At 62.0% G+C, this 24,151-nt stretch carries 24 protein-coding genes and 1 pseudogene; 10 read left to right on the forward strand and 15 right to left on the reverse strand.

The features are described from left to right. Positions 1 to 121: 121 nt before the first annotated feature. On the reverse strand, positions 122 to 508 hold the full coding sequence (locus HBO10_RS17840) for a DoxX family protein (protein ID WP_034127298.1): 387 nt from the start codon (positions 506 to 508) through the stop codon (positions 122 to 124). A gap of 183 nt (positions 509 to 691) precedes the next feature. Between HBO10_RS17840 and HBO10_RS17845 the strand changes: the two genes are divergently transcribed. Further along, a complete protein-coding gene (locus tag HBO10_RS17845; RefSeq protein WP_034127297.1) occupies positions 692 to 1,690 on the forward strand; it encodes an NAD(P)H-quinone oxidoreductase in 999 nt (332 codons plus the stop codon). Between the two features lie 147 nt (positions 1,691 to 1,837). Here HBO10_RS17845 and HBO10_RS17850 read toward each other — a convergent pair whose 3' ends face one another. The 3 genes from HBO10_RS17850 to HBO10_RS17860 form a co-directional block, all read right to left on the reverse strand. Continuing rightward, positions 1,838 to 2,965 carry an alkene reductase gene (locus HBO10_RS17850; RefSeq protein WP_034127296.1) on the reverse strand — a complete coding sequence of 376 codons (1,128 nt, stop codon included), beginning with the start codon at positions 2,963 to 2,965 and terminating at the stop codon, positions 1,838 to 1,840. Between the two features lie 78 nt (positions 2,966 to 3,043). After that, positions 3,044 to 3,721 carry a type 1 glutamine amidotransferase domain-containing protein gene (locus tag HBO10_RS17855; RefSeq protein WP_034127295.1) on the reverse strand — a complete coding sequence of 226 codons (678 nt, stop codon included), beginning with the start codon at positions 3,719 to 3,721 and terminating at the stop codon, positions 3,044 to 3,046. Next, complete coding sequence (locus HBO10_RS17860; RefSeq protein ID WP_034127294.1) at positions 3,718 to 4,347, reverse strand: TetR/AcrR family transcriptional regulator; 630 nt, start codon at positions 4,345 to 4,347, stop codon at positions 3,718 to 3,720. Before HBO10_RS17860 ends, HBO10_RS17855 begins: the two co-directional genes overlap by 4 nt. A 173-nt stretch (positions 4,348 to 4,520) precedes the next feature. Here HBO10_RS17860 and HBO10_RS17865 point away from each other — a divergent pair, with 173 nt between their 5' ends. After that, positions 4,521 to 5,459 carry a GlxA family transcriptional regulator gene (locus HBO10_RS17865; RefSeq protein ID WP_034127293.1) on the forward strand — a complete coding sequence of 313 codons (939 nt, stop codon included), beginning with the start codon at positions 4,521 to 4,523 and terminating at the stop codon, positions 5,457 to 5,459. 558 nt (positions 5,460 to 6,017) lie between these two features. On the opposite strand, the gene HBO10_RS17870 is transcribed toward HBO10_RS17865, so the two are convergent. Continuing rightward, positions 6,018 to 6,656, reverse strand: a complete 639-nt coding sequence (locus tag HBO10_RS17870; protein WP_034127292.1) for an acetyltransferase — start codon at positions 6,654 to 6,656, stop codon at positions 6,018 to 6,020. A gap of 48 nt (positions 6,657 to 6,704) precedes the next feature. On the opposite strand from HBO10_RS17870, the gene HBO10_RS17875 reads away from it, so the two are divergent. Further along, a complete protein-coding gene (locus HBO10_RS17875; RefSeq protein WP_034127291.1) occupies positions 6,705 to 7,577 on the forward strand; it encodes an undecaprenyl-diphosphate phosphatase in 873 nt (290 codons plus the stop codon). Between the two features lie 106 nt (positions 7,578 to 7,683). On the opposite strand, the gene HBO10_RS17880 is transcribed toward HBO10_RS17875, so the two are convergent. The 5 genes from HBO10_RS17880 to HBO10_RS17900 all read right to left on the reverse strand — a co-directional run bounded on the left by HBO10_RS17880 (position 7,684) and on the right by HBO10_RS17900 (position 12,214). Then, positions 7,684 to 8,637 (reverse strand): Dyp-type peroxidase, encoded by a 954-nt coding sequence (locus HBO10_RS17880; RefSeq protein ID WP_034127290.1) that lies wholly within the window; start codon positions 8,635 to 8,637, stop codon positions 7,684 to 7,686. A 46-nt stretch (positions 8,638 to 8,683) separates the two neighbouring features. Next, the gene (locus HBO10_RS17885) at positions 8,684 to 9,502 is read right to left on the reverse strand and encodes a sugar phosphate isomerase/epimerase (RefSeq protein ID WP_034127289.1); all 819 of its coding nucleotides are present in this window, start codon (positions 9,500 to 9,502) and stop codon (positions 8,684 to 8,686) included. A 2-nt stretch (positions 9,503 to 9,504) separates the two neighbouring features. Continuing rightward, entirely contained in the window at positions 9,505 to 10,704 is a 1,200-nt protein-coding gene (locus HBO10_RS17890) for an FAD-dependent oxidoreductase (protein ID WP_034127288.1), read from the reverse strand. Continuing rightward, the gene (locus HBO10_RS17895) at positions 10,701 to 11,027 is read right to left on the reverse strand and encodes a MocE family 2Fe-2S type ferredoxin (RefSeq protein ID WP_034127287.1); all 327 of its coding nucleotides are present in this window, start codon (positions 11,025 to 11,027) and stop codon (positions 10,701 to 10,703) included. Before HBO10_RS17895 ends, HBO10_RS17890 begins: the two co-directional genes overlap by 4 nt. A 104-nt stretch (positions 11,028 to 11,131) precedes the next feature. Then, complete coding sequence (locus HBO10_RS17900; RefSeq protein WP_034127286.1) at positions 11,132 to 12,214, reverse strand: fatty acid desaturase family protein; 1,083 nt, start codon at positions 12,212 to 12,214, stop codon at positions 11,132 to 11,134. 161 nt (positions 12,215 to 12,375) lie between these two features. On the opposite strand from HBO10_RS17900, the gene HBO10_RS17905 reads away from it, so the two are divergent. Further along, positions 12,376 to 13,425 (forward strand): LacI family DNA-binding transcriptional regulator, encoded by a 1,050-nt coding sequence (locus HBO10_RS17905; protein WP_034127285.1) that lies wholly within the window; start codon positions 12,376 to 12,378, stop codon positions 13,423 to 13,425. 18 nt (positions 13,426 to 13,443) lie between these two features. Here HBO10_RS17905 and HBO10_RS17910 read toward each other — a convergent pair whose 3' ends face one another. Next, positions 13,444 to 15,405 carry a sigma-54-dependent Fis family transcriptional regulator gene (locus tag HBO10_RS17910; RefSeq protein WP_034127284.1) on the reverse strand — a complete coding sequence of 654 codons (1,962 nt, stop codon included), beginning with the start codon at positions 15,403 to 15,405 and terminating at the stop codon, positions 13,444 to 13,446. A gap of 187 nt (positions 15,406 to 15,592) precedes the next feature. Here HBO10_RS17910 and HBO10_RS17915 point away from each other — a divergent pair, with 187 nt between their 5' ends. Genes HBO10_RS17915 through HBO10_RS17925 form a run of 3 tightly spaced genes read left to right on the forward strand, consistent with a single transcriptional unit; the run spans position 15,593 to position 18,334 of the window. After that, positions 15,593 to 16,609 (forward strand): Gfo/Idh/MocA family oxidoreductase, encoded by a 1,017-nt coding sequence (locus HBO10_RS17915; protein WP_034127283.1) that lies wholly within the window; start codon positions 15,593 to 15,595, stop codon positions 16,607 to 16,609. Further along, on the forward strand, positions 16,609 to 17,388 hold the full coding sequence (locus tag HBO10_RS17920; RefSeq protein WP_034127282.1) for a TIM barrel protein: 780 nt from the start codon (positions 16,609 to 16,611) through the stop codon (positions 17,386 to 17,388). The genes HBO10_RS17915 and HBO10_RS17920 overlap by 1 nt, the downstream gene beginning before the upstream one ends. 19 nt (positions 17,389 to 17,407) lie before the next feature. Then, a complete protein-coding gene (locus tag HBO10_RS17925; RefSeq protein WP_034127281.1) occupies positions 17,408 to 18,334 on the forward strand; it encodes a sugar ABC transporter substrate-binding protein in 927 nt (308 codons plus the stop codon). A 160-nt stretch (positions 18,335 to 18,494) separates the two neighbouring features. Here HBO10_RS17925 and yghU read toward each other — a convergent pair whose 3' ends face one another. Then, entirely contained in the window at positions 18,495 to 19,322 is an 828-nt protein-coding gene (yghU, locus tag HBO10_RS17930) for a glutathione-dependent disulfide-bond oxidoreductase (RefSeq protein WP_034127280.1), read from the reverse strand. A 95-nt stretch (positions 19,323 to 19,417) separates the two neighbouring features. On the opposite strand from yghU, the gene mug reads away from it, so the two are divergent. Beyond that, positions 19,418 to 19,951, forward strand: coding sequence for a G/U mismatch-specific DNA glycosylase (gene mug, locus HBO10_RS17935; RefSeq protein ID WP_034127279.1), 534 nt, complete (start codon positions 19,418 to 19,420; stop codon positions 19,949 to 19,951). A 30-nt stretch (positions 19,952 to 19,981) separates the two neighbouring features. Beyond that, a complete protein-coding gene (locus HBO10_RS17940; RefSeq protein WP_034127278.1) occupies positions 19,982 to 20,578 on the forward strand; it encodes a glutathione S-transferase family protein in 597 nt (198 codons plus the stop codon). 132 nt (positions 20,579 to 20,710) lie between these two features. Here the strand turns inward: HBO10_RS17940 and HBO10_RS17945 are convergent, their stop codons facing one another. After that, positions 20,711 to 21,478 carry an SDR family oxidoreductase gene (locus HBO10_RS17945; protein ID WP_034127277.1) on the reverse strand — a complete coding sequence of 256 codons (768 nt, stop codon included), beginning with the start codon at positions 21,476 to 21,478 and terminating at the stop codon, positions 20,711 to 20,713. Positions 21,479 to 21,616: 138 nt separating this feature from the next. On the opposite strand from HBO10_RS17945, the gene HBO10_RS17950 reads away from it, so the two are divergent. Then, positions 21,617 to 22,765, forward strand: coding sequence for an aldose epimerase family protein (locus tag HBO10_RS17950; protein WP_034127276.1), 1,149 nt, complete (start codon positions 21,617 to 21,619; stop codon positions 22,763 to 22,765). Between the two features lie 115 nt (positions 22,766 to 22,880). Here the strand turns inward: HBO10_RS17950 and araH are convergent, their stop codons facing one another. After that, positions 22,881 to 23,849 carry an L-arabinose ABC transporter permease AraH gene (gene araH / locus HBO10_RS17955; protein WP_005787495.1) on the reverse strand — a complete coding sequence of 323 codons (969 nt, stop codon included), beginning with the start codon at positions 23,847 to 23,849 and terminating at the stop codon, positions 22,881 to 22,883. A gap of 9 nt (positions 23,850 to 23,858) precedes the next feature. Continuing rightward, positions 23,859 to 24,151: pseudogene (gene araG / locus HBO10_RS17960) on the reverse strand (L-arabinose ABC transporter ATP-binding protein AraG); the annotation flags it as partial.

Raw genomic sequence — 24,151 nt, forward strand, 5'->3', positions numbered from 1 at the left:
GCTCGCGAAGAACGTCAACGATAACGCGTGCTTGCTGAATGAACGCGGCGCCTATGCGTTTTTCGCGAGCAAGCTCGCTCCTACAGAAGGCAGAAGGCCGGGCGAGCCCGGCCTTTTTTGTTCAGGCAAAGCGCTGGCTCAGCACCAGCCGCCCCGGCCCTGCGATCAGCACGCTGGTAAAGATGATCAACAGCAGCCAGCCGAACTGCCCTTCGAACAGGGTCCACTCCGGGTGCACCACCAGCAACGCGATGACCAGCACCGCCAGGATCGGAAGGCACGCCAGGCGCACCAGCACGCCCGCGACGATCAGCAGCGGGCACAGCACCTCGGCAAAGATCGCCAGCAGCAACGTGACATGGGCGCCCAGGTGAAACGGGTCCTCGATCAGCTTCAATTGCTCGCTGTAGTGGAGCAACTTGGGCAACCCATGCACCCACAGCAGGAACAACGCCCCGCTGACCCGCAGGAACAACAACCCGATATCCTGATTTCTCGCTTCGTTCATACGCCACCTGTGTCCGTCAAAAATGAGCGGCAGCCAGTGTGTCCGAAGCCACGCCGACGCACTTGCAGGCTTGTGCTGAAAGCCTGCGTTTGCATTGCCCGAAGAACCCGGCATGATCTTGCTGAACTGCCGACCCCGCGCTACGGTCCCAACCCATACGCTCATCGCTACAGGAACTTTTCCATGACGCTTCCCCAAGAAATGACCCTGATCGAAATCACCACCCCTGGCGGGCCCGAGGTCTTGCAGCCGCGCAGCGCCGACGTGCCGGTGGCCGGGCCGGGCGAGATTCTGATTCGCGTGCACGCCGCCGGGGTCAACCGCCCAGACGCCTTGCAGCGCGCGGGTAAATACCCGATGAAGCCCGGCATGAGCCCGATTCCGGGGTTGGAAGTGGCCGGTGAAGTGGTGGCGCTGGGCACTGGCGTGAACGAATACAGCCTGGGCGACAAGGTTTGCGCCCTGACCAATGGCGGCGGCTATGCGCAGTATTGCGCGGTGCCGGCCAGCCAGGCGCTGCCGATCCCCGTGGGCATGGACTGGATTCAGGCCGCTGCCGTACCGGAAACGTTCTTTACGGTCTGGGCCAACCTGTTCGGCCTCGGCAGTGCCCATAAAGGCCAGCGCGCCTTGATCCACGGCGGCACCAGCGGCATCGGCACCACCGCGTTGATGCTTTGCCAGGAGTTCGGCATCCAGGCATTCGCCACGGCGGGCAGCGCCGACAAATGCGCGGCGATTGCCAAGCTCGGTGCCGAGCCGATCAACTACCGCGAACAGGACTTTGCCGAGGTCATCGCCAAGCAGACCGATGGCAAAGGCGTCAACGTGATCCTCGACATCATGGGCGCCTCGTACCTGAACAATAACCTCAAGGCCCTGGGCATGGACGGCCACCTGGTGATCCTCGGCTTCCTCGGTGGCGCCAAGGCCAACGACGTCGACCTGCTGACCATCCTCGGCAAACGCGCGGTGATTACCGGCTCACTGCTGCGCGCCCGCACCCGGGAAGAAAAGGCCAAGATTGCCCAGCAACTGCGCGAACACGTGTGGCCGGTACTCAGTGCCGGGCGCTGCCTGCCGATTATCGACCAGGTCTACGCCTACACCGACGCCGCCCAGGCCCATGCGCGGATGGAAGGTGGGGACCATATCGGCAAGATTGTGTTGCGGGTGGAGTGAGGCATTTTTGATGTGCAGAGGGGTCGCCTGGATGCCAGTCCGTCAAGCGCAGATCCCTGTGAGAGCGGGCTTGCTCGCGAAAGCGGTGGGTCAGTCAACATAAGTGTTTGCTGAGCCGACGCCTTCGCGAGCAAGCCCGCTCCCACACTAGTGTTCGGCATACACCGGATAATCCACATACCCCGCCTCTGTCCCGCCATACAAGCCTTCGGCCTTCAACGCATTCAACGGCCAGCCATTGAACAGCCGCTGGGGCAAGTCCGGGTTGGCAATGAAGGGCCGTCCAAAGGCGATCAAGTCCGCCAACCCGGCCTCTACCAGCCGTGCGCCGCGCTCGGCGGTGTAGCGTCCGGCGTAGATGATCCTGCCGCTGAAGGTGGCGCGCACGGCCTGGCGAAATGTGTCGGGCAGGTCGGGGGCGTTGTCCCAATCGGCTTCGGCAATGGACACATAGGCGATGCCCGACGCTTCCAGCACTTTGATCGCTTCGATATAGGTAAGGTGCGGGTCTTCTTCCACCAGGCCGATGTAGACCCGGTCCTGATCGGTGCCACTGAACAGCGGCGAAAAGCGCACGCCCAGGCGTTCCGGCCCCACCACTTTGCACACCGCTTCGACAATCTCGCGCAGCAAGCGCAGGCGATTGTCCAGCGAGCCGCCGTACTCATCCTCACGGAGGTTGGAATGGGCCGAGATGAACTGGTTCACCAGGTAGCCGTTGGCCGCGTGAATTTCCACGCCGTCGAACCCGGCGTCCAGGGCATTGCGCGCAGCCTGGGCGTAGTGCCCTACCAGCTCTTCGATTTCCAGCGTGGTCAAGGCACGGGGGACGGGTGGCTGCACCAGTTCACCCCTACCCGGCCCGGTTTCAATGAAGGCTTTGGCTTGCAACGCCGGCAGCGCAGACGGGCCCACCGGGGCACCACCGTCAGGTTGCAGCGCGTTATGGGACACCCGCCCCACATGCCATAACTGGGCGAAGATCACACCGCCCTCGGCATGCACCGCTGCAGTGACTTTGCGCCAACCCTCGATTTGCGCCGGTGTATGAAGGCCCGGCGTCCACGCGTAGCCCTGGCCCCGGGGTTCGATCTGCGTACCCTCGCTGACCATGAACCCGGCACTGGCCCGTTGACGGTAATACTCGGCCATCAGGTCGGTGGCGATATTACCCGGCTGGGCGCTGCGCTGGCGGGTCAGCGGTGGCAGTACCACACGGTTGTTCAAGCGGTGATGCCCCAGCTTGATCGGGGTATTCAAGATGCAGTCAGGCACGGCGATATTCCAAATTCAGGACGAACGAAAACCGTGGCGACTCCTGGGAGTCGCCACCGCGTAGATCGGTTGATTAATTTAAGCGCAGAGTGTCAGCAGGGCCTTGGCCACTTCGCTGGAGCTGCCTGGGTTTTGCCCAGTCACCAGCAAACCGTCGACAATGACGAAGGATTGCCAGTCGGCGCCCTTCTCATACAGGCCGCCCAATTTACGAAACTCATCTTCAATCAGGAACGGCACGACCTCGGTCAACTGCACAGCGGCCTCTTCCGAGTTGGAGAACCCGGTGACGCGGCGGCCCTTGATCAACGGCTCACCGTTAACTGCCTTGACGTGACGCAAGGCACCCGGTGCATGGCACACAAAGCCAATGGGCTTGCCCGCCCGCTCGAAGGCTTCGATCAGCGCGATGGACACCGACGACTCCGCCAGGTCCCACAGCGGGCCGTGGCCGCCTGGGTAGAACACGGTGTCGAAGTCGGCGGCATTGACCGAGTCCAGCTTCACGGTGGTCGCCAGGGCTTGCTGCGCAGCCGGGTCTTTGCCGAAGCGCTCGGTCTGCTCGGTTTGCGCATCCGGTTCATCGCTCTTGGGGTCCAACGGCGGCTGGCCGCCGGCCGGAGAAGCCAGCACCACTTCGGCGCCAGCGTCCTTGAACGCGTAATAAGGTGCGGCGAATTCTTCGAGCCAGAAGCCGGTCTTGCGCCCGGTATCGCCAAGCTGGTCGTGAGAGGTCAGTACCATTAATACTTTCATTTTCCAGTGCCTCGATCGATGTGAATAACAGGGTTTTCAGGGCTGCCCAACAACTGTTGGGTCAGCAGCAGCGCCTCGGTGAACGGCGCGGTGGTACGGGTGATCTTGCCCATGACGCTGGTTCCCAACCATAGCGCATACAAACGCCTGGCCAGGCTTTCGGGGGCCTGCTCGAACCTGAGCGAGCCGTCTTCGACGCCGCGTTGAAGGGCCACGGCAAGCAAGTCGATGGTGCGCGAAGTACCGCGTTGCAGCGCCAGCCGCATGGGTTCTGACAGATCGGAGACCTCCGCCCCAAGCTTCACGGCCAGGCATTTGCCGGCGTCGGTGCAGCCGGTGTGGTTGTCGATCCAGCCTTGCCAATAACGCATCAGCCTGGCGTGGTGGGTCAATCCCGGCTGATCGAACAGCTGCTGCATGCCCTCGACGTAGTGGTCGAAATAGGTATCGAGTAACACCACGCCAAAGGCATCTTTGGAGTTGAAGTAGTGATAAAACGAGCCCTTGGGCACTTGCGCCGCTTGAAGGATCTCGTTCAAGCCCACCGCCGAAAACCCCTTGGCCCCGACAATGGATTGCGCCCGTTCAAGAATCGCTTGCCGCGCACTGCTGCTTGCGTTGCTCATGCTTGCCCCTCTGCGATTAGACCAGTCGTCTAGTGCGTTGGGCTCATGTTAGGCAGCGTGGCATTGGCTCACAATGTCATATCCGCAAGGATTCCGGACACGCACGAAAGTCGGTTGCCGTTTGCCCGGCACGCGCCGACAATCGCCTCTCCCCTGCCCCTTGGAGAGATGCAATGCACAGCGTTGCGCTGATGGTTTACCCGAATTTCCAGTCGTTGAGCCTCAGCCTGGGCTCGGTGTTCGAGTGCGCCAACCTGCTGCGCGGCGAGCCGGCCTATGAGTTTCACCTGGTGTCGGAAAGCGGCGGCGCCGTGATGACCTCCCAGGGCTTTTCAGTGAACACCAGCGCGCTGCGCCCAGAGGGCTATGACACCTTGATTGTCAGCGGCTACCTGGAGTTTCGCCTGCCGGAAGCCAACCTGCTGGAACTGGTCAAGGCCGCGTCCGCGCAGTCGCGCCGGGTGGCGTCGTTATGCATGGGTATCTTTGTGCTGGCCGAGGCTGGCCTGCTGGCTGGCAAGCGCACCACCACCCACTGGATCCACGCACCCGCGTTTCGCAAGCGTTACCCGGATATCCGCCTGGAAGAGGACAAGTTGTTCATTGTCGACGGCCAGGTGTGGACCGGTGCGGGCATGAGCGCCGGGGTCGATCTGGCGCTGGCGATGGTGGAGGACGACCTGGGCAGCGACCTGGCCCGTCGCATCGCACGCAAACTGGTGATTGCCCAGCGCCGTGGCAGCGAGCAGTCGCAACTGTCGGCCTTGTTGGAGCTGGACCCCAAGTCCGACCGCGTGCAGCTGGCCCTGGCCTATGCCCGTGAAAACCTCACCCATGATTTGTCGGTGGACGCACTGGCCGACGTTGCCCGGCTCAGCCCACGCCAGTTCAGCCGGGTGTTTCGCGAAGAAACCGGGCAGACCCCGGCCAAGGCCATTGAGGCCCTGCGGGTGGAAGCTGCGCGGGCAATGATGGAAACCAGCCGCCACCCTGTGGAAGTAGTGGCGCGCGAAACCGGGTTTGGTGATCGCGAGCGCATGCGCCAGGCGTTCCTCAGGGCCTTCGGGCAGCCGCCCCAGGCGATGCAGCAGGTGCTGTTCAACCCGGGCTAGGCCCGTGACGGCCTGACAGCCGACTCCTATCTACCTGAAGTGCCATGATCCAAATGTGGGAGCTGGCTTGCCTGCGATGGCGGCCTACCAGCCGACACTTACCTACCTGACACCCCGCGATCAAACTGTGGGAGCGGGCTTGCTCGCGAAGGCGGCCTGGCAGTCGACCAGAATCTTGGATCAGACCGTGTACATATCCGTTATTTGGGTAACGGCTGCTTATGGTTCCGCTTTTACAGCGGGTCACTTTTGGAAAAGAGCCCCAAAAGTAACCAAAAGGGCTCTTGCCCCACCACTCGGCACCTCGCTTAGGCTCGGTGTGCCCGAACACAGGCTTGAATCCGTGGGCCGCCGCCACGCGCCATCCATGGCGCGGGGCGGCTAACCCGGCGTCCTGCCGGGTTACCCACGAATTCAAGCCTGCGTTCGGCCAGCGTGGTTTGACGGGGCGCTTAAGATCAAGATCAAAAGCAGATCAAGAGCAAGATCACGAGCGGCTCGCTTCGCATCGTGGTTACCGCAGGATATCGATGCTCATCGAGAGAATGCCCCAGCCCGTCAATGCAACGAAGCTCGGGTAATCAGGTAGCTCACCAACTGCGGATCATCCTCCAGTTCAATCATCTGCACCGGACGCGGCAAGTTATCCAGCACGGTGCGCCAGAACGCCTGGGACACCTCGTCCTGATCATAGAAACGCACCAACCAATTGGCCGCGCCGCTGCACAGCACCTGGCTGGCAATGGCACGGCCGATGTCTTTGCGGCGGTAGCGCTTGAGGATGAACAGGTCAGCCAGTTCCAGGGCGTCGATGCCCGGCAGTTCGCTGCTTTCGATCAACAGGAAACCGGCGATATAGCCGTCTACCAGCAACAGGTTGGCGCTCCATTGCGGGTCGCTCCAGTAGCGGGCCAGGTGTTCGTCATGGATGTAGTAACGCCCATCGGCCTCGACATCTTCCTGTTCCCAGTCCGAAGACTCATAGGCGTAGTACTGGTAAAGATTGCGGATCAGTTCAGCTTCTTCAGGGCCGGTCTGGATCAATTCGACGGTGGTTTCAGGCATGGGGCTCTCGGTGGAAAAACGCAGGGCGCCATTGTTCACAAAAGTGCTACCCACGCCAATGGCCTGGCGAATCCTTTCTATTAGCTGAACCGATTGCAAATAGCGGTTGCCCTGGCCGAAATCCTGAAACATTTAGAATAAACTTCGCCGGTTTCCCCCTATTGCTCAAGGACACGTATTTTGACCAACGTCTGTACCGCCGGCCTGGATGTGGGCTTTGCCTCCCTGGATTACCTGCAAATCTTCATCCTTGGGGTGATCCAGGGCATTACTGAATTGCTGCCGGTGTCGTCCACCGCCCATATGCGCGTTGTGCCCGCCCTGCTCGGCTGGCAAGACCCCGGCTCGGCGTTTTCCGCGGCCATGCAATTGGCGGCGCTGGCGGCGGTAGTCAGCTATTTCTGGCGCGATGTGCGTCAGGTCACCACCGGCAGCATCAGTGCGGTGCGCCGGGGCGACTACAACGACCGCTGGTTCAAGCTCGCCGTTGCGATTGTGCTGGCAACCGTACCGATTGGCATCGCCGGCCTGGCGTTGTCGTCGACCTTGAATGCGTGCAACTCACCCTTGCGCGGGCTGATGGTGATCGGCATTTCCTGCGTGGTGATGGCGGTGCTGCTGGCAGTGGCCGAACTGCGTGCCCGGCATACACGCGACGTGAGCCAAATGCGCTTGCGCGATGCCTTGATTGTGGGAGTTGCGCAGATTGGCGCGTTGATACCGGGCGTATCGCGTTCGGGCTCCACGTTGACCGCAGCGCTGTTCCTGAACTTCAAACGCGAAGAGGCAGCGCGGTTTTCCTTCCTGCTGGGCTTGCCGGCCATCGCCCTGGCCGGCTTGAAAGAGTTGTGGGTGCTGCTGCGCGCCGACCTGCCCGCCCACGCCTGGCCGCACTTGATCTTTGGCTTGGTGGTGGCGAGCATCTCGGCGTTCTTTGCCATCTGGGGCCTGATGAAATTTCTGGAGCGTTTCTCCACCTGGCCGTTCGTGATCTACCGTGCGCTGCTGGGGGTGTTTTTGATCGTGGCCGTCAGCACCGGCCTGCTTACCTGACCCTTGTAGGAGCGAGCTTGCTCGCGAAAAACCCAAGGCCACCGCGTACATACAGAATGCCCGCGTTATCGTTGACGTTTTTCGCGAGCAAGCTCGCTCCTACAGGTTATTGGCGGTCGGCCAGCGCTTCGAGCAAGTCGGCCGAGGGCACGAAGAACAGGCCGCCGGTCACGGCCGTGCTGAAGTCGAGCAAGCGGTCGTAATTGCCGGCCGGGCGGCCGACGAACATGTTTTCCAGCATCTGTTCCAGAGGCTGAGGCGAACGTGCGTAGCCGATGAAATAAGTGCCGAATTCGCCCGCGCCTGGGCGGCCAAAGGGCATGTTGTCGCGCAGGATCTTCACTTCCTCACCGCTCTCGTCGGTGATGACGGTCAGGGCGCTGTGGGAGTTGCTCGGCTTGGCGTCTTCGTCCAGTTCGATGTCCGATAATTTGGTGCGCCCGATCACCTTCTCTTGAGCCTCCACCGTCAAGCCATTCCACGCGGTCATGTTGTGCAGGTATTTCTGCACCAGCACATAGCTGCCGCCTTCGAACTCAGGGTCTTCATCGCCCACCAGGGTAAACGCCTCGGCCTTGCGCCCCACCGGGTTCTCGGTGCCGTCGACGAAACCGATGATGCTGCGCATATCGAAGTAGCGAAAGCCCTGGACCTCATCGACCACCTTCACGCTATCACCCAGGGCCGCCATCAGCTGGGTCGCCAGCTCGAAACACAGGTCCATCTGTTCGGCACGGATGTGCAGCAGGATGTCACCGGGGGTCGACACTGCCTTGCGCCCCTCCACACCGAACTCGCGAAACGGATGCAAGGCCGCCGGGCGCGGCGCGCCGAACAGGCGGTCCCAGGCATCCGAGCCAAACCCGCAAACGCAAGTCAGGTTGCCCGAGGGCACGCGCTTGCCTACCGAGCGCACCAGGCCTGCGATGTCGGCGCACCAGGCCCGCACGTTTTCAACCGCATCGGGCGCCAGGGTGGCGACCATGAAGATCGCGCTGCTGGTGATCGGGTGGCACACCGATTGTGGTTCGAGCGGGGGACGGACGGGGCAGGTTTTCATGGGCATTCCACAGGTTGAGGGCGGTGAACCCGCGCAGATTAGCAGATCATCGATGGCAACTGGCCCACACCTGGCGAATCAGGGCTTTGAGCTTGAGCGCCTCGGCCCAGCGATCGGTGAGTTCGCGGCCCTGTGCGTCGGTAATCGCATAGGGTGGCGGGCCCAACTCGCAAGTGAAGGACAAGCTCTGCGGACTGTCAGCGCGGCCCAGCCAGTGTTCGATCCCGTAGCGCCACCAGCCGGTAAACCGCTCGACCCACTGTTGGTGCTGGGGAAAATCCAGACCAACCTGCACCTGTTCGCTGCTAGCAATGCGGCCATGAAAGCCCCAGCTGTGACGCAGGATGGTGCGTATCTGTTCGTCGTCTTCCACACTGCCGGGCTCGGGCAACTCGCGGCCAACCACGTAGTGGGAAAGGTCTGCGAGCAGTTTCAGATCGGGCATCTGTGCCAGCAGGTCGAGGGTGAACAATAGGTCGTTGGTGAGCCGGTAACGGTGGGTTTCCAGCAGGATCGGGAAGTCCACCTGTTCGGCCAGGCGTTGCCAGCCGTCGATCAGCCTGGCCGCCTCGGCCTGGGTACGCGGGCGCACGTCGGCTTGCAAGGTGAGGTGGTGACAGCCGTGACGGCTGATCACCTCCAATGCCCTGGCTAGATCTTCCACCGATTGCGGGAACAGTTGCCCTTCAATCTGCAAGCCCCTGGCCGTGGCCGCCGCGTGCAGGCGCTGCACCGATGCAGGTGCCCAGTAATGGTCGGTGATGCCGTCATAACCGGCGGCGGCGATGCGGTCCAGTTGCGCTTCGAGGCTGCCGGGCTCGGTTTGCATGGCCCACATCGATTGGAATACTAACAACTGGCGCATGGTCAGCCTCGCAATAACAGCTTCAGGGATTCCTCGGGGTCGGCCAGGCTGGCCGGGTTGAGCGGGATGTGGGCGGTGATCAAGCGCTCGCACAGCTTGACGTCCTTGGCTGCGCGGTTACCCAAGGCCCAACCACAGGCACCCTGCAAACGGTGACGGTCGTCAAGGTAGAACAGCAGCAGGCCACCGTCTGGCAATTCCCGGCGAACCATCAGCGCAGTCATCACCCCGACGGTGTGCAAGCCCCACGCGTATTGATCGGACCAGAAACCCGGGATCGTCTCGAACGCCAACGCCTGCCCCAGCAGGTTCAACGCCGCGAGACGGCCCTGGGCTTCGGCGTTGCGCCAGGTTTCCTGGCGCTGATAAAGGCCCGCCAGGCGAAACTCGCATACGTCCCCCGCCGCGTAGATATCCGCCGCACTGGTGCGCAACTGCGCGTCGACACGAATGCCCTGCCCGACTTCCAAGCCCGCCGCCGCGGCCAACTCGATGTTAGGCTGCATGCCAATGCCGACCACCACCAGGTCGCAGGGCAGCCGTTGCCCGTCGACCAGTTGCACGGCGTCGGCGTGGATGCACTCCAGGGCGACGTTCAAACGCACATCCACACCCTGCTCACGGTGCAAGGCCAGCAACGCGTCACTGATCACCGACGGCAAAACCCGCCCTGCCAGCCGTGGCCCGGCTTCCAGTAGCGTCACCTCGCAGCCCAGGCCCCGCGCTGTCGCCGCCACCTCCAAGCCGATAAAACCACCGCCGACCACCACCAGCCTGGCGCCAGGCTTTAATTCATTGCGCAAGACCAACGCGTCATCATGGGTGCGCAGGTAAAACACGTTGGCCTGCTCCTGGGGTAAGCGTCGCGCCCGGCCTCCGGTGGCCAGCAGCAGGCCGGCATAGGTCAACCATTGGCCATCGGCCAATTGCAGCCGGTGGTGCTGGGGCTCCAGGCGGCTGACCGGGTTGGCGGCGATATGCTCGACCCCGAGCGCCGCCAACTGCTGACTGTCGCACAGGCTGCATTGCGCCAGGTCGCTCGAACCTTGCAGCAAGCCCTTGGACAACGGTGGCCGTTCGTAGGGCAGATGCGCTTCATCGCCGATCAGGATCAGGCGCCCGCTGTAGCCTTCTTCACGCAGGGTCAGTGCCGCACGGCCACCGGCATGGCCGGCGCCGACGATGATCAGGGGGGCGTTCATCCTTCGGCCGTGACGGCGAGCAGCACCCGCCCCGCATCCACCCGCACGGGGTAGGTCTTAAGGTTGACGCACACCGGCGCGCCCAAGGCCTTGCCGGAGCGGTAATCAAAGCGCCCGTTGTGCTTGGGGCACTCGATCACATGGTCCATCACCAGGCCGTCGGCCAGGTGGATTTTCTCGTGGGTGCACAGGCCGGCGGTGGCGAAGAATTCGTTATCGGCTGAACGGAACACCGCATAGGTCTGCGCGCCGTGGTCGAAGCGCAGCACGTCTTCTGCTTCTATTTCGCCCACGGCGCAGACGTCGATCCATTGATCGTTCATACATTTATCTCCAATGACTGGCTCTTACTCTGTGGCAAGCGAGCTTGCTCGCGCTGGGCTGCGAAGCGGCCCTAGATTCGTCTGTACGGTGTAGGTCTGAAGGGTTATTGGGGCTGCTGCGCAGCCCAGCGGGAGCAAGCTCCCTCGCCACGAGTGGGGCGTTGGACGAAATAGCTGGGGTCGCTGCGCTGGCGCCAAATCGTCGGAATGATTTCCTGGTAGGCCTGCCACAAGTTGGCATACGGCGGCGGGCAGTCGCTGCGGATCTCTTCGTGCAGTTGACTGAGCGCGTGGTAAGGCACCATCGGGTACATGTGATGTTCGAGGTGGTAGTTCATGTTCATGTAGATAAAGCGCAGCACGCGGTTCATGTAGATGGTGCGGCAGTTACTGCGGTGGTCGAGCACATCTTCGGCCAGGCCCACGTGTTGGCTGATTCCAAACAGGTAACCGAGCCACGCGCCATAGAGGCTGGGCAGGCCCACCAGCATCAGCGGCAACCAGCTGTGCAGGTACAGCGCGGTGCCGATGATCAGGGCGTAGAGGCCGACCCAGATACGTGCATCTCGGTACACCTTGGGCCACTCTGATTCGGGGATGAAGTCCTGCTCCTGGGCGCTCATTCGCCCGAGCGCATGGCGGGCCACGCCGCTGAAAGTCTTCCAGGCCAGAGGCAGGTTGAACAGGCTGAGGGCCATCATCCATAAGCTTGGCGGGCGCGGTTCGACGATCTCCGGGTCACGGCCGACGACGATGGTGTCGGTGTGATGACGAGCATGGCTCCAGCGCCACACGTGGGGTTCGAAGAGGCACATGAAGCTCGCCACCTGATACAGCGCATCGTTCATCCAGCGGGTCTTGAAGGCGGTGCCGTGGCCGGTTTCGTGCCAGCGCGGGTTGGAGGCCGTACCGTAGAGCACACCGTAGGCGATAAAGAATGGCACGCAGGCCCAAGTGCCCCAGAACCAGTAGCCGCCGACACCGGTGGCCAACAACGTCGAGAACCACAGGGCGGTATCGCGCAAGGCCGGGCCGTCACGGCGTTGCATCAGGGCTTTCATGCGATTGCGCGGGATGGGCGACTGGTACCAACGGGCCGAGACCAGGCCCTTGTCGGCGGCGCGGGCCGCTTCGGGGCCGGTGAGGCTGTAGTCGCGCCGAGCGCGGTGAGCGGTGTGTCCAGGCATTGTTATTGTTCTCCGCAAGCGTGGGTTTCAGGGGCTTTGCGAAACCAACGATAGAGCGCGGTTAAATCACCCTCAAGGCCTTGAATCCATTCCCTATCAAGCTATCATCCAGGCCCAGCGGGGCTTGATAGTTTTCTATCAAGACGCTCAAGGGGCCTGCCATGCACAACAACAAACGCCCAACCATCGCCACCGTTGCCGCCCATGCGGGGCTCAGCGTAGCCACCGTCGACCGCGTGCTGAACGCCCGCGCGCCGGTGAACCCCGGCACGGCCGAACAGGTGTTCCAGGCCGCCGAAGCGGTGGGCTATTTCGCCGCACGGTTGATCGGCCAGCGCATTCGCGAACGTCGGCCCACCTACCGTTTCGGCGTGCTGTTGCTGGGCACCGCCCAAGCCTTTTATGCGCAGTTGGCCCACGCCATCAGCGAGGCAGCGCAGCATCACGCCACCGCCAACCTGAGCTGCCAGTTCGACTACATCAACGACCGCACGCCCTCCGCCATCGTCGCGCAAATCGAACAACTGGCCGTGCAGTGCGACGCCCTCGCGGTAGTCAGCTTCGCCCATCCGTTGATCAACGCCTGCCTGGCGCAGATCCGCACAGCGGGCGTGCCGGTGGTTGCCCTGCTCTCGGACATCCATGAACACGCTGCCGAACCCTATGTAGGCCAGAACAACCACGTGGTCGGGCGCACCATGGGCTGGCTGCTGGCGCGCACCTGCGGCGCACGCAAAGGCAGCGTGGGCATCCTGTTGGGCGGCCATCGTTTCCTCGGCCATCAGGCACGGGTCGAAGGCTTGCACAGCTACCTGGCCGAACACGCGCCGGGGCTCAAGCCGTTGGAGCCGCTGATCAACCTGGACAACTGCGACATCACCGAAGAAGCCACGCTCGACCTGCTCAGTCGCCATACCGATTTGCGTGGGTTATGCGTGGTGGGCGGTGGTGGCGACGGTGTGATCAATGCCCTGGCGCAACTGCCCAAGCGCCCGACGCTGTGCTGCATCCTGCAAGAGTCCACGCCCTTGTCGCGTCAGGCATTGAGCAACGGCTTGATTGATGTGGTGATGGACTCGCAGCCACGGCAGACGGCCGTGGCGCTGGTGGAGTTGCTGGTGCGCTTGCAGAGTGATGAGGGGTTTGACCCATTGAGGCACCGCGTGCATATACCGCCGCAGATAGTGACCCCGGAAAACCTGTGCAACTGATCGGTTTGGCTTGAGGTTTCAGCGCTCACGGAAATCGGCGGCGCTCAAGCCAAACCGACTCATCTTGTTGTACAGACCGCCTCGCGACACATCCAGTTGCTGTGCGGCCAGACGAATGTTGCCGCGGGTGCTGGTGAGCGCGGCGACGATGGCGTGCATTTCATGGCTGCTCAAATCCTGCGCGGGCTGGGGCTGGTAGGCGCGCAACGTGGTGCGTTGCGGGGTTTCCAGCGGCAATTCAGCCGATTGAATCAGCTCGCCCATCGCCAGGTTGGTCGCCCGCTCAATGACGTTCTCCAGTTCCCGCACGTTGCCCGGCCAGCCATGGGCTGACAGCAACGCCAACGCATCCGGCGCGAAACCTTGCACCGCTTTACGTAGCGAGCGGGCACAGCGCTGCAGGAAGTGCCGCGCCAGCAATGGGATATCGTCACGGCGCATGCGCAGTGGCGGCACGCTCAGGTTCAGCACGTTGAGTCGGTAGTAAAGGTCTTCACGAAACGCACCCTCGGCCACCGCCTGGCTCAGGTTGCGATGGGTGGCGGCGATGATGCGCACGTCGACTTGCCGCGATTGCTTGGCCCCGACGCGGGTGATTTCACCCTCCTGCAAAACCCGTAGCAGACTGACCTGGGCATCGAAGGACATGTCGCCGATTTCATCCAGGAAGATGGTGCCGCCATCCGCCAGTTCGAACTTGCCTGCCGCCCCACCCCGCGCCGAGCCGGTGAACGCGCCTTCGACGTGGCCGAACAGTTCGCTCTGCACCAGGTCCCGTGGGATCGCGCCGCAGTTGACCGCCACAAACGGGCCGTTGCAACGCTCGCTGGCGTTATGAATGGCCTGGGCAAACAGTTCCTTGCCGGTGCCGCTTTCGCCGAGGATCAAGGTGGTGGACTCGCTGCGACTGGCGATACGCCCCAAGTGCAGTGCGTCTTGTATGGCCCGCGAGGTGCCCAGGATGGTCTCGAAGGTATAGCGGGCCTGGGTGCCGATAATGCGCCGGGTAATCTCGCGGATACGGCGGTTTTCGCGCACCGACACGATCACCCCACCCTGCTCCAGTGGGCATACCGAAACCAGGCAGGCGAGTTGGCTGCCGTCGTGCAAGTGGAAGGTGCAATCGCGGTCGCGCACAGGCTCACCCAGCGCGTCGCTCAGTTCACTGCGGCCCAGGCGCTGGAAAGGACTGCCGATCAACTCACGCCCTACCCCGAACAATTGCCGCGCATAACGGTTGAGCGCCTTGATGCAGCCACGCTCATCGAGCACCACCAAGCCTTCGTTGAGCACTTCGAGTACGGCCTGTTGTTCTTCCAGCAACACCTGCAGCGCCATCTGCCGCGACACCGCTTCGGCCGCCGCTTGAACGGTGCCCAGGGTATGAAAATGAAACCAGCCGGGCTCGGCGGTCAGGGTGAGCATGGCCAGGGTCTGGCCTTGGGCATCTTTGATCGGCGCGGCGGCGCAGTGCATGTGGCGCTGGCGCAGGCCGCTGGCGAAATTTTCTTCAGCCAGCACATACACCAGGCGATCTTCGGCCAGGGCCAGGCCGGTGCAGTTGGTGCCTTGCACCGATTCGAGCAAGCGACTGCCCACCGGGGTGATGTCCAGCCCGCAAAAATACAGAGTCGTGCCCTCGGCATCCGTGAGGTTGATATGCCCCCGCGGGTTGTAAGCCAGCAATCCATGCATGACCTGCGCGGCGGCGGCGATCAGGGCGCGATGGTGGGCCAGGGTCGCCGCCAGCGCATGAGGCGCAACAAAGCGGTAGTCGCTGTTACCGGGCTCGATACCCGCCTCGACACTGCGTCGCCAGGAATCCCAGATGACTTGGCGTACGCCGTCGGGACGCAAGACTTGGCCAGCCAGGCATTGGCGCCACGCCTGTTCCAAGGCGGCAATGGGCCCGTCGTTCAGCGCGGCAGGCCCCAGGTTCGTGAGGTATTCGAGGTCTTGCACACTGAACGCCTGGGTCATTGCGGTTATCCATGTTCATATTTTCGACATGCCAGTATAGACATGTCACAAACATGAACACTTTTTGTTTAATTAAAATAATAACCCCATATAAATCAGCTAGTTATAAATTGGCACAGGCCTTGCTCCTGCCCCCATGTCACCCAGGACGGTCCTGGGGGCCCACAACAACAAAAGGGGTCGCTTCATGAGTACACAGAACATCCGCCTGGGCTTGATCGGTGCCGGCCGCATGGGCAGCTTCCATGGCCTTACCGCCGCACGCCACATCCCCGGTGCCTGCCTCGCCGCCATCGCCGATCCCGTCCCAGGCCAGGCCGCTCGCCTGGCAGCAGAACTGGGGGTGGACAAGGCCTACACCGACCCGCAACAGCTGCTGGACGACCCGGACATCGACGGCGTGCTCATCGCCGCCCCTGCCCGTAGCCACGCGGAGCTGGTGATCAACGCCGCACGCGCCGGCAAGGGTATCTTCTGCGAAAAGCCCATGGCGATTACCCTGGACGAAGCCGACCGCGCCATCGCCGCCGCTGCCGATGCACGGGTGCCCTTGCAGGTCGGCTTCAATCGGCGCTTCGCCAAGAGCTTTCGCACTGCGCACCTCGACGTCGTCGCCGGACGTATTGGCACGCCGCAGCTGCTACGCTCGCTGACCCGCGACCCGGCGCTGAACAACCCGGCCAACTCACCGCAATGGGTGATCTTCCTCGAAACCCTGATCCACGACTTCGACACCTTGCGCTACCTCAACCCTGGGGCCGAAGTGGTACAGGTGCAGGTGATGGCCGACGCGCTGATTGCCCCGCAATTCAAAAGCCAAGGTTTGCTCGACACCGCCGTGGTCACCCTGCGCTTTGACAACGGCGCCATTGCCACCGCCGAAGCCAGCTTCCAGGCCGTGTATGGCTACGACGTGCGCGGCGAAGTGTTCGGCAGCAAGGGCATGCTGAGCATGGGCAGCCTCAACGACTGCGACCTGGTGCGCTACCTGGCCGAGGGCATCCAGGCAGACACCCAGCGGATGGACACCGACCTGCTGCGCGACGCCTACATTGCCGAGCTCAACCACTTTGTCGACTGCCTGCGCAGCGGCGCCAAGCCCCTGGCCAGCGGTGAAGATGCGCGTGCAGCCCTGGCAATTGCCCGTGCCTGCATTGAGTCGTACCAAACCGGCAAGGCCGTGGTCGTTCAAGGAGCCCGCTGATGATGCCGTTCAAATTGGCCGTCAGTGCCGAAATGGTGTTCCTCGACCTGCCCTTCATCGAACGGGTCAAACGTATTCATGCCTTGGGCTTCAGCGCCGAAATCTGGAGTTGGGCCGACAAGGACATCAATGCCTTGGCGGCGACGGGCGCGGACTTCACCTCAATGACCGGCTACCTCACCGGCACCCTTACCGACCCCGACGGCATCCGCCAATTGCTCGACAGCGCCCGTGAGTCCCTGGGCATTGCCGAGCGCCTCAATTGTCCCAGCCTCAATCTGCATGGCACGGGCCTGGGTGAAGGCGGCCTACCCGTGCAGCCCGTCAGCCACACCACCGGGCGCATGTGGCTGAGCGCTTGCAAGAGCCTGGAAAAAATCGCGCGCCTGGGAGAAGACGCCGGCCGCGTGTTCCTGCTGGAAAACCTCAACACCGCCGTCGATCACCCAGGTACACCGTTCGCACGTGCCGACGACACCCTGGCCCTGATCGAAGCCGTCGGCAGCCCGCATTTGAAGATGAACCTGGACCTGTACCACGCGCAGATTGGCGAAGGTAACCTGATCGAATTGATCCAGCGCGCTGGCAGCGCCATCGGCGAAATCCAGGTCGCTGATGTGCCTGGACGCAAGGAGCCCGGCACGGGCGAAATCCACTACCCGGCCATTGCCCGGGCCTTGCACGCCATGGGTTACACCGGTGTGGTCGGCCTGGAGGGCTGGGCCAGCGGCGACAGCGAGTCGGCCCTGGAGCGTTTCCGTCAGGCATTCACCCTATAACAATAAAAGGAACAGCCTCATGCACCGTTATTCATTACTAGTGGCCGCGCTGTTGTTGGTGTTCAGCCAGTGGACCTTCGCTGCCTATCGCATCGGCGTGAGCATTGCCCGGGTGGACGATAACTTCATGACCTATGTGCGCACCGGCCTGGAGGCGGCAGCGAAACACCAGGACGTGCAGATCCAATTCGAAGACGCCCAGGGCGATGTAGTGCGCCAGCTCAATCAGGTCGAAGGCTTTCTCAACCAGAAAGTCGATGCGGTGATCGTGCTGCCGGTCGACACCGCCGCCACCGCCAACATCACCCGCGCAGCCGTGGCGGCGAAGACGCCGCTGGTGTACGTCAACCGCCACCCGGATGAGCGTACGCTGCCTGAGGGCGTGGTCACCGTGGCCTCCAACGACATCGAAGCGGGGCAATTGCAGATGCGTTACCTCGCCCAAAAACTGGGTGGCAAGGGCAACGTGGCGATCGTCATGGGCGACCTTGCGCAGAACGCCACCCATGCCCGCACCGAGGGGGTCAAACAGGTGCTCAAGGACTTTCCGGGGATCAAGATCGTCGAGCAACAAAGCGCCGAATGGCAGCGCAGCAAGGGAATGGACCTGACCAGCAACTGGTTGCTGGCCGGCACCCCGTTCAATGCCATTGTCGCCAACAACGATGAAATGGCGATTGGCGCGGCCATGGCCTTGCAGCAAGCGGGCAAGGCCAAGGGCGAGATTGCGATTGTCGGCATCGACGGCTTGCCCGATGGCCTGGCAGCGATCAAGCGCGGGCTGCTGGCGGGCTCAGTGTTCCAGGACCCCAAGGCCCAGGCTGCCCAGGCCGTACAAGCGGCGGTGCGGATGATCAAGGGCGAGCAAGTTGACGCGCAGGTGTGGGTGCCTTTCGAGCTGATCACGCCTGAGCAGGTGGGGGTGTTTGAGCAGCGCTACAAATAACTCGAACAATCAGCTGGATACTATCGAAGGCAGAAGCGGTAACTGTGGCGAGGGAGCTTGCTCCCGCTGGACTGCGTAGCAGTCCCAGCCTTTTTAAACAAAGAGCGGGGCCGCTTCGCGCCCCAGCGGGAGCAAGCTCCCTCGCCACGTGGTTATCGTATCAATCCAGGTCACTTGCATCATGGCGCTCGGGCAACTGATCATCCCCCGACACCCGGTTCACCCGCCGCCCACGCTGCACCGCCGGCCGCGCATCAATCGCATCCGCCCAGCGCATCACATGCTTGTATTCATGTACCGACAAAAACTCTGCCGCACCATACAAACGGCCTTTGACCAACCCACCGTACCAAGGCCATATGGCGATATCGGCAATGGTGTATTCATCCCCGGCGATGTATTGGCTGACCGCCAGGCGCTTATCCAGCACATCCAGTTGGCGCTTGGTCTCCATGGCGAAGCGGTTGATCGGGTATTCCATCTTGCTCGGCGCATAGGCATAGAAATGCCCAAAGCCGCCCCCCAGGTAAGGCGCGCTGCCCATCTGCCAGAACAGCCACGACAGGCATTCAGCCCGTGCGGCGGGCTCCGTGGGCAGGAACGCACCGAACTTCTCGGCCAGGTACTGCAAAATCGCGCCTGATTCGAACACGCGAATAGGTGTGGCGCCGCTGTGGTCCATCAGCGCAGGAATCTTCGAGTTCGGGTTCACCGCCACAAAGCCACTGCCGAACTGGTCGCCGTCGCCGATCTTGATCAGCCAGGCGTCGTATTCGGCGCCGCTGTGCCCCAGGGCCAGCAGCTCTTCCAGCAGGATCGTGACCTTCTGCCCATTGGGCGTGGCCAGGGAGTATAACTGCAGCGGGTGCTTGCCCACCGGCAGCGGCTTTTCGTGAGTGGCGCCGGCGATGGGCCGGTTGATGCTGGCGAAGGTGCCGCCGCTTTCGGTGTCCCAGGTCCAGACTTTGGCAGGTACGTACTCGGTCATAATCAATGCTCCAGAGGCGCTTGCGATCAACTAAGCGCTCCAGACTAAACCAAAGGTCGATGATTCGTCACACCTATCAGCATGGAAGATCCGGCATGAATGATCGACTCGACGACCTCCTCGCCGACCACTTGCACGTACTGTTCTGCGGCATCAACCCTGGCAAGGGCTCGGCAGCCCTCGGCCTGCATTTTGCCAATCGCAGCAATCGTTTCTGGCGCACCGTGCACCTGGCCGGTTTCACGCCCAATGAAATTCGCCCGCAAGACGGCGCCACCTTGCTGCACTACGGTTGCGGATTGACCACTTTGGTGGCACGGCCAACGGCCAGTGCAGGCGAGTTGGCGCGGCATGAGTTCCAGGACGCGGCTGCGGCGCTCGAACATAAAGTTCGCCGCCATGCCCCGCGTTTCGTCGCGTTCCTCGGCAAGCCCGGCTATAGCGCACTGACCGGCCAGCGCGAGGTCGCCTGGGGTTTGCAAGCGCAGCTACTGGGTGACGCCTCGGTATGGGTGCTGCCCAACCCCAGCGGGCGCAACCTGGCGTTCAGCCTGGATCAATTGGTGCAGGCGTATCGGCTGCTGCACAACGCCGTTGCGCAATCCAGGCCCGCGCCCTTAATCTCGTGAGCCCAACACCCTGTAAGCAATGGAGGCTGCATGAAACTGGTCGGAATGCTGGACTCGCCCTACGTACGCCGCGTGGCTGTTTCCCTGGAGTTATACGGGGTGGACTTTGTGCATGAACCGCTGTCGGTGTTCAGCACTTACGCTGAATTTGCCCAGATCAACCCGGTAGTCAAGGCCCCTTCCCTGGTGCTGGACGATGGGACGATGCTGATGGATTCGAGCCTGATCCTCGATTACCTGGAAGCGCTGGCGCCGGCTGACAAAAAGCTGCTGCCCCAACAACCGGCGGCACGCGCCCGCGACCTGCAACTGCTTGGGCTCGCGCTGGCGGCCTGTGAAAAAAGCGTGCAGATCGTCTATGAACACAACCTGCGCCCCGCTGAAAAATTGCATGCGCCTTGGCTTGAGCGCGTTACCGGGCAATTGCTGGCGGCCTATACGTTGCTGGACAAGCAACTGGCGGGCAACGAGGCGCTGACCCAGGCCTCCCTCACCGCAGCGGTCGCCTGGTCGTTCAGCCAGTTCACCGTGGCCTCGGTGGTGAAGGCCGATGCGTTCCCCAACCTCAAGCGCCATGCCGAACGCCTGGAGCAGCACCCGGCGTTCAAGCGTTACCCCATCGAATGAACTCGCCCTAATGTGTAGGAGCGAGCTTGCTCGCGAAAAACTCATAGACGCCGCGTTTACTCAGGCTACACGCGTTATCGTTGACGTTTTTCGCGAGCAAGCTCGCTCCTACAGGGAGCCCTGTTGGTGTCGCTACACCCACCCGCCGTCGACGATAAAGTTCTGCGCCGAGCACATCGCCGAGGCATCCGAGGCCAAAAACAGCGCCATGTTGGCGATGTGTTCCGGCATCACGCTGCCGGGCAGGCACTGACTGCGGGCGATGAGCTCCTTGGCGGCGTCGTCGACCCACATGGCCAGTTGTTTTTCGGTCATCACCCAACCCGGCACCAAGGTGTTGACGCGGATATGGTTGGGCCCCAGTTCACGCGCCAGGGCTCGGGTCATGCCGTGGGCGGCAGCCTTGCTGGCGGCGTATACGGGGTAGCCGGCCGAGGCCATCATCCAGCCCACCGAGCCCAGGTTGATGATCGACCCGCTACCAGCCTCCTTCATCATGGGCACCACCGCCTTGGCGGCAAAGAAGGCGTGCTTGAGGTTGACCGCAATGAGCTGGTCGAACATGTGCGAGTCGATTTCTTCCAGGCTGTGGCGCACATCGTTCGCCGCATTGTTGACCAGCACCGTGATCGGCCCCAGGGAGTGCTCGAAACGCCCGATCGCCGCACGGTAGCCGATCTCGTCGGTGATATCGCAGCACTCGAACTCGACACTGTGCCCTTTGGAGTTCAGCAGCGCCGCCAGGCGTTCACCCTGGCTCTGTGCACGGTCCACAAACGCCACCTTGGCACCCTGCGCGGCGAAAGCCCGCACCATGAACTCGCCAATCCCCGAAGCCCCGCCGGAAACCAGCACGGTTTTGTCCTTGAGGTCGGGATAAATCGCTTGCTGGGTAGTCATAACAATCAGTGCTCCGCTTAATTAGTCTTATTTTATTTTGCAAGAACGGCGTTAAAGGCTATAAATCTGCTGTCATATCGACAAAATATCTCAAATTAGTAGAACTATTCCAGCAAAACAACAAAAGGAAGTTCGACCATGAAGCACCCTCGATACCTGCTGTCCGGCCTCGCGCTGTCCATGCTGATCGCCAGCGGCGGCGCGCACGCAGCCGGCCTTAGCAGCGAACACAAACCCTTCGGTAAAACCAACGATGGCACCGCCGTCGAACAGTACGTGTTGCGCAACAGCCACGGCATGCAAGCCACGGTGATCACTTACGGCGGTGTGCTGCAGTCGCTCAAGGTGCCGGACAAACACGGCAAGCTCGACGACGTGGTGCTGGGCTTCGACGACGTGCAAGGCTATCAAGGCGGTACCGCGTTTTTCGGCGCCACCATCGGCCGCTTCGGCAATCGCCTGGCCGGCGGCGCCTTCGAACTCGACGGCAAACGCTACCAGGTGCCGCTCAACGACGGCCCCAATTCATTGCATGGCGGCGCCCAGGGCTTCGACAAGCAGGTGTGGCAAGCCAAATCGGTCAAGGACAAAGACTCGGTGGGGGTCACCCTCACCTACCTGTCCAAGGACGGGGAAATGGGCTTTCCGGGCAACTTGAAGACCGAGGTCACCTACCGCCTCAACGACAACAACGAACTGCACATCGACTACACCGCCACCACCGACAAGCCCACGGTGCTCAACCTCACCAACCACAGCTACTTCAACCTGGCCGGCGCGGGCAATGGCGACATTCTCAAGCAGGTCGCCACCTTGCACGCCAGCCACTACACACCGGTGAATGCCACCTTGATTCCCACCGGCGAACTGGCGCCGGTCAAAGGCACGCCAATGGACTTCCTGAAGCCCACACCCATCGGCCAGCACATCAAGGACGACCATCCGCAGCTTAAATTCGCCGAGCCGAAACAGGGTGGCTTCGACTTCAACTGGGCGCTGGATACCAAAGGGGACGTCAAGCAGTTGGCCGCCGAGGTGCATGATCCTGAGTCAGGCCGACGCTTGCAGCTCTACACCACGGAGCCTGGCGTACAGTTTTATACCAGCAACTTCCTCGACGGTTCGGTGAAGGGCAAAGGCGGCAAGACCTATCAGCATTGGAGTGGGTTTACTTTGGAGACCCAGCATTTTCCGGATGCGCCTAACCAACCGAGCTTTGCCTCGACCCGCTTGAATCCTGGGCAGACTTACACCCAACACACTATTTTCAAGTTCACCGCTGATTAAATTGTGGGAGCTGGCTTGCCTGCGATAGCGGTGGCACAGGCTACACAATTATTGCCTGAACCAACGCTATCGCAGGCAAGCCAGCTCCCACATTGGTTTTTCACAGCGCCTGGGCTCAGCGTTGTTTCATGCGGTCGATGACCACGGCCAACAGCAGGATCGAACCACGGATCACATACTGGTAGAAGGTATCGATGTTCTTCAGGTTCATCGCATTCTCGATGATCGCCAGAATCAACACCCCGGCAATCACATGGCGGATCATGCCGATGCCGCCGCTCAGCGACACCCCACCCAGCACGCAGGCCGAGATCACCGTCAGCTCGAAGCCCTGGCCGATCATCGGCTGGCCGGAGGTCATGCGTGAAGCCAGGATCACTCCCGCCAGCGCGCCAATCAGGCCGTGCACGGCAAAGATCAGGATCTTGGTGCGGTCAACGTTCACGCCCGCCAGCAGCGCCGCCTCCGGGTTACCGCCGATGGCCATGGTGTTGCGCCCATAGGTGGTGTAGTTGAGCAGCCAGCCGAAGAACAGGAAGCAGACAATGGTGATCAGGATCGGCACCGGCACACCAAACAATTGGCCGTTGCCGAACACGAAAAATTGCTCCTGGGACACGCCTACCGCCTTGCCGTCGGCAAAGATGTAAGCCAGGCCGCGCACGATTTGCATGGTCGCCAGCGTAGTGATCAAGGCGTTGACCCGCAGCTTGGCGATCACGATGCCATTGATCAACCCCACCATCAGGCCCATCAGCAGCGCTGCGCCAATGCCCAGCATCACGCTGTCGGTATCGCGCATCACAATCGCCGCAACCACGCCGGCGCAGGCGATCACCGAGCCTACCGACAAGTCGAAGTGCCCCGAGGCCAGGCAGAACAGCATGGTGCACGCGGCGATGCCCACAGTGGAAATAGCCAGGCCCAGACCGCGCATGTTCAGTGGCGAGAGGAAGTTATCGATCAGCAGCGCGCACAGTACGAAGATGCCCACCGCCGCCAAGAGCATCGCCCAGTTATCGAGCAATGCGCGCATATCGAGGGGTTTGCGTGCCGAGGGCAGCGCGTTGTTTTGGATAGTCATGGTCGTTTCTCAGTTCGCCAGGCCGCGTGGTAAGGCCAGTTGCAGCAGGTTGGATTCAGTCGCGTGCTCGCGCAGTTGTTCGCCGCGCAGGGCGCCTTCGCACAGCACCAGGATGCGGTCGGAGATGCCCATCACTTCCATCAGGTCGCTGGACACCACGATCACCGCAATGCCACTGGCCGCCAGGTTATGGATGATCTGGTAGATCTCCGACTTGGCGCCGATGTCGATACCCCGGGTGGGTTCGTCCAGCAGCAGGACCTTCATCGGCATCGACAACCAGCGGCCAAGGATGGCTTTCT

The organism is Pseudomonas sp. WS 5503, assembly GCF_012985385.1.
Classification (GTDB): Bacteria; Pseudomonadota; Gammaproteobacteria; order Pseudomonadales; family Pseudomonadaceae; genus Aquipseudomonas; species Aquipseudomonas paracarnis.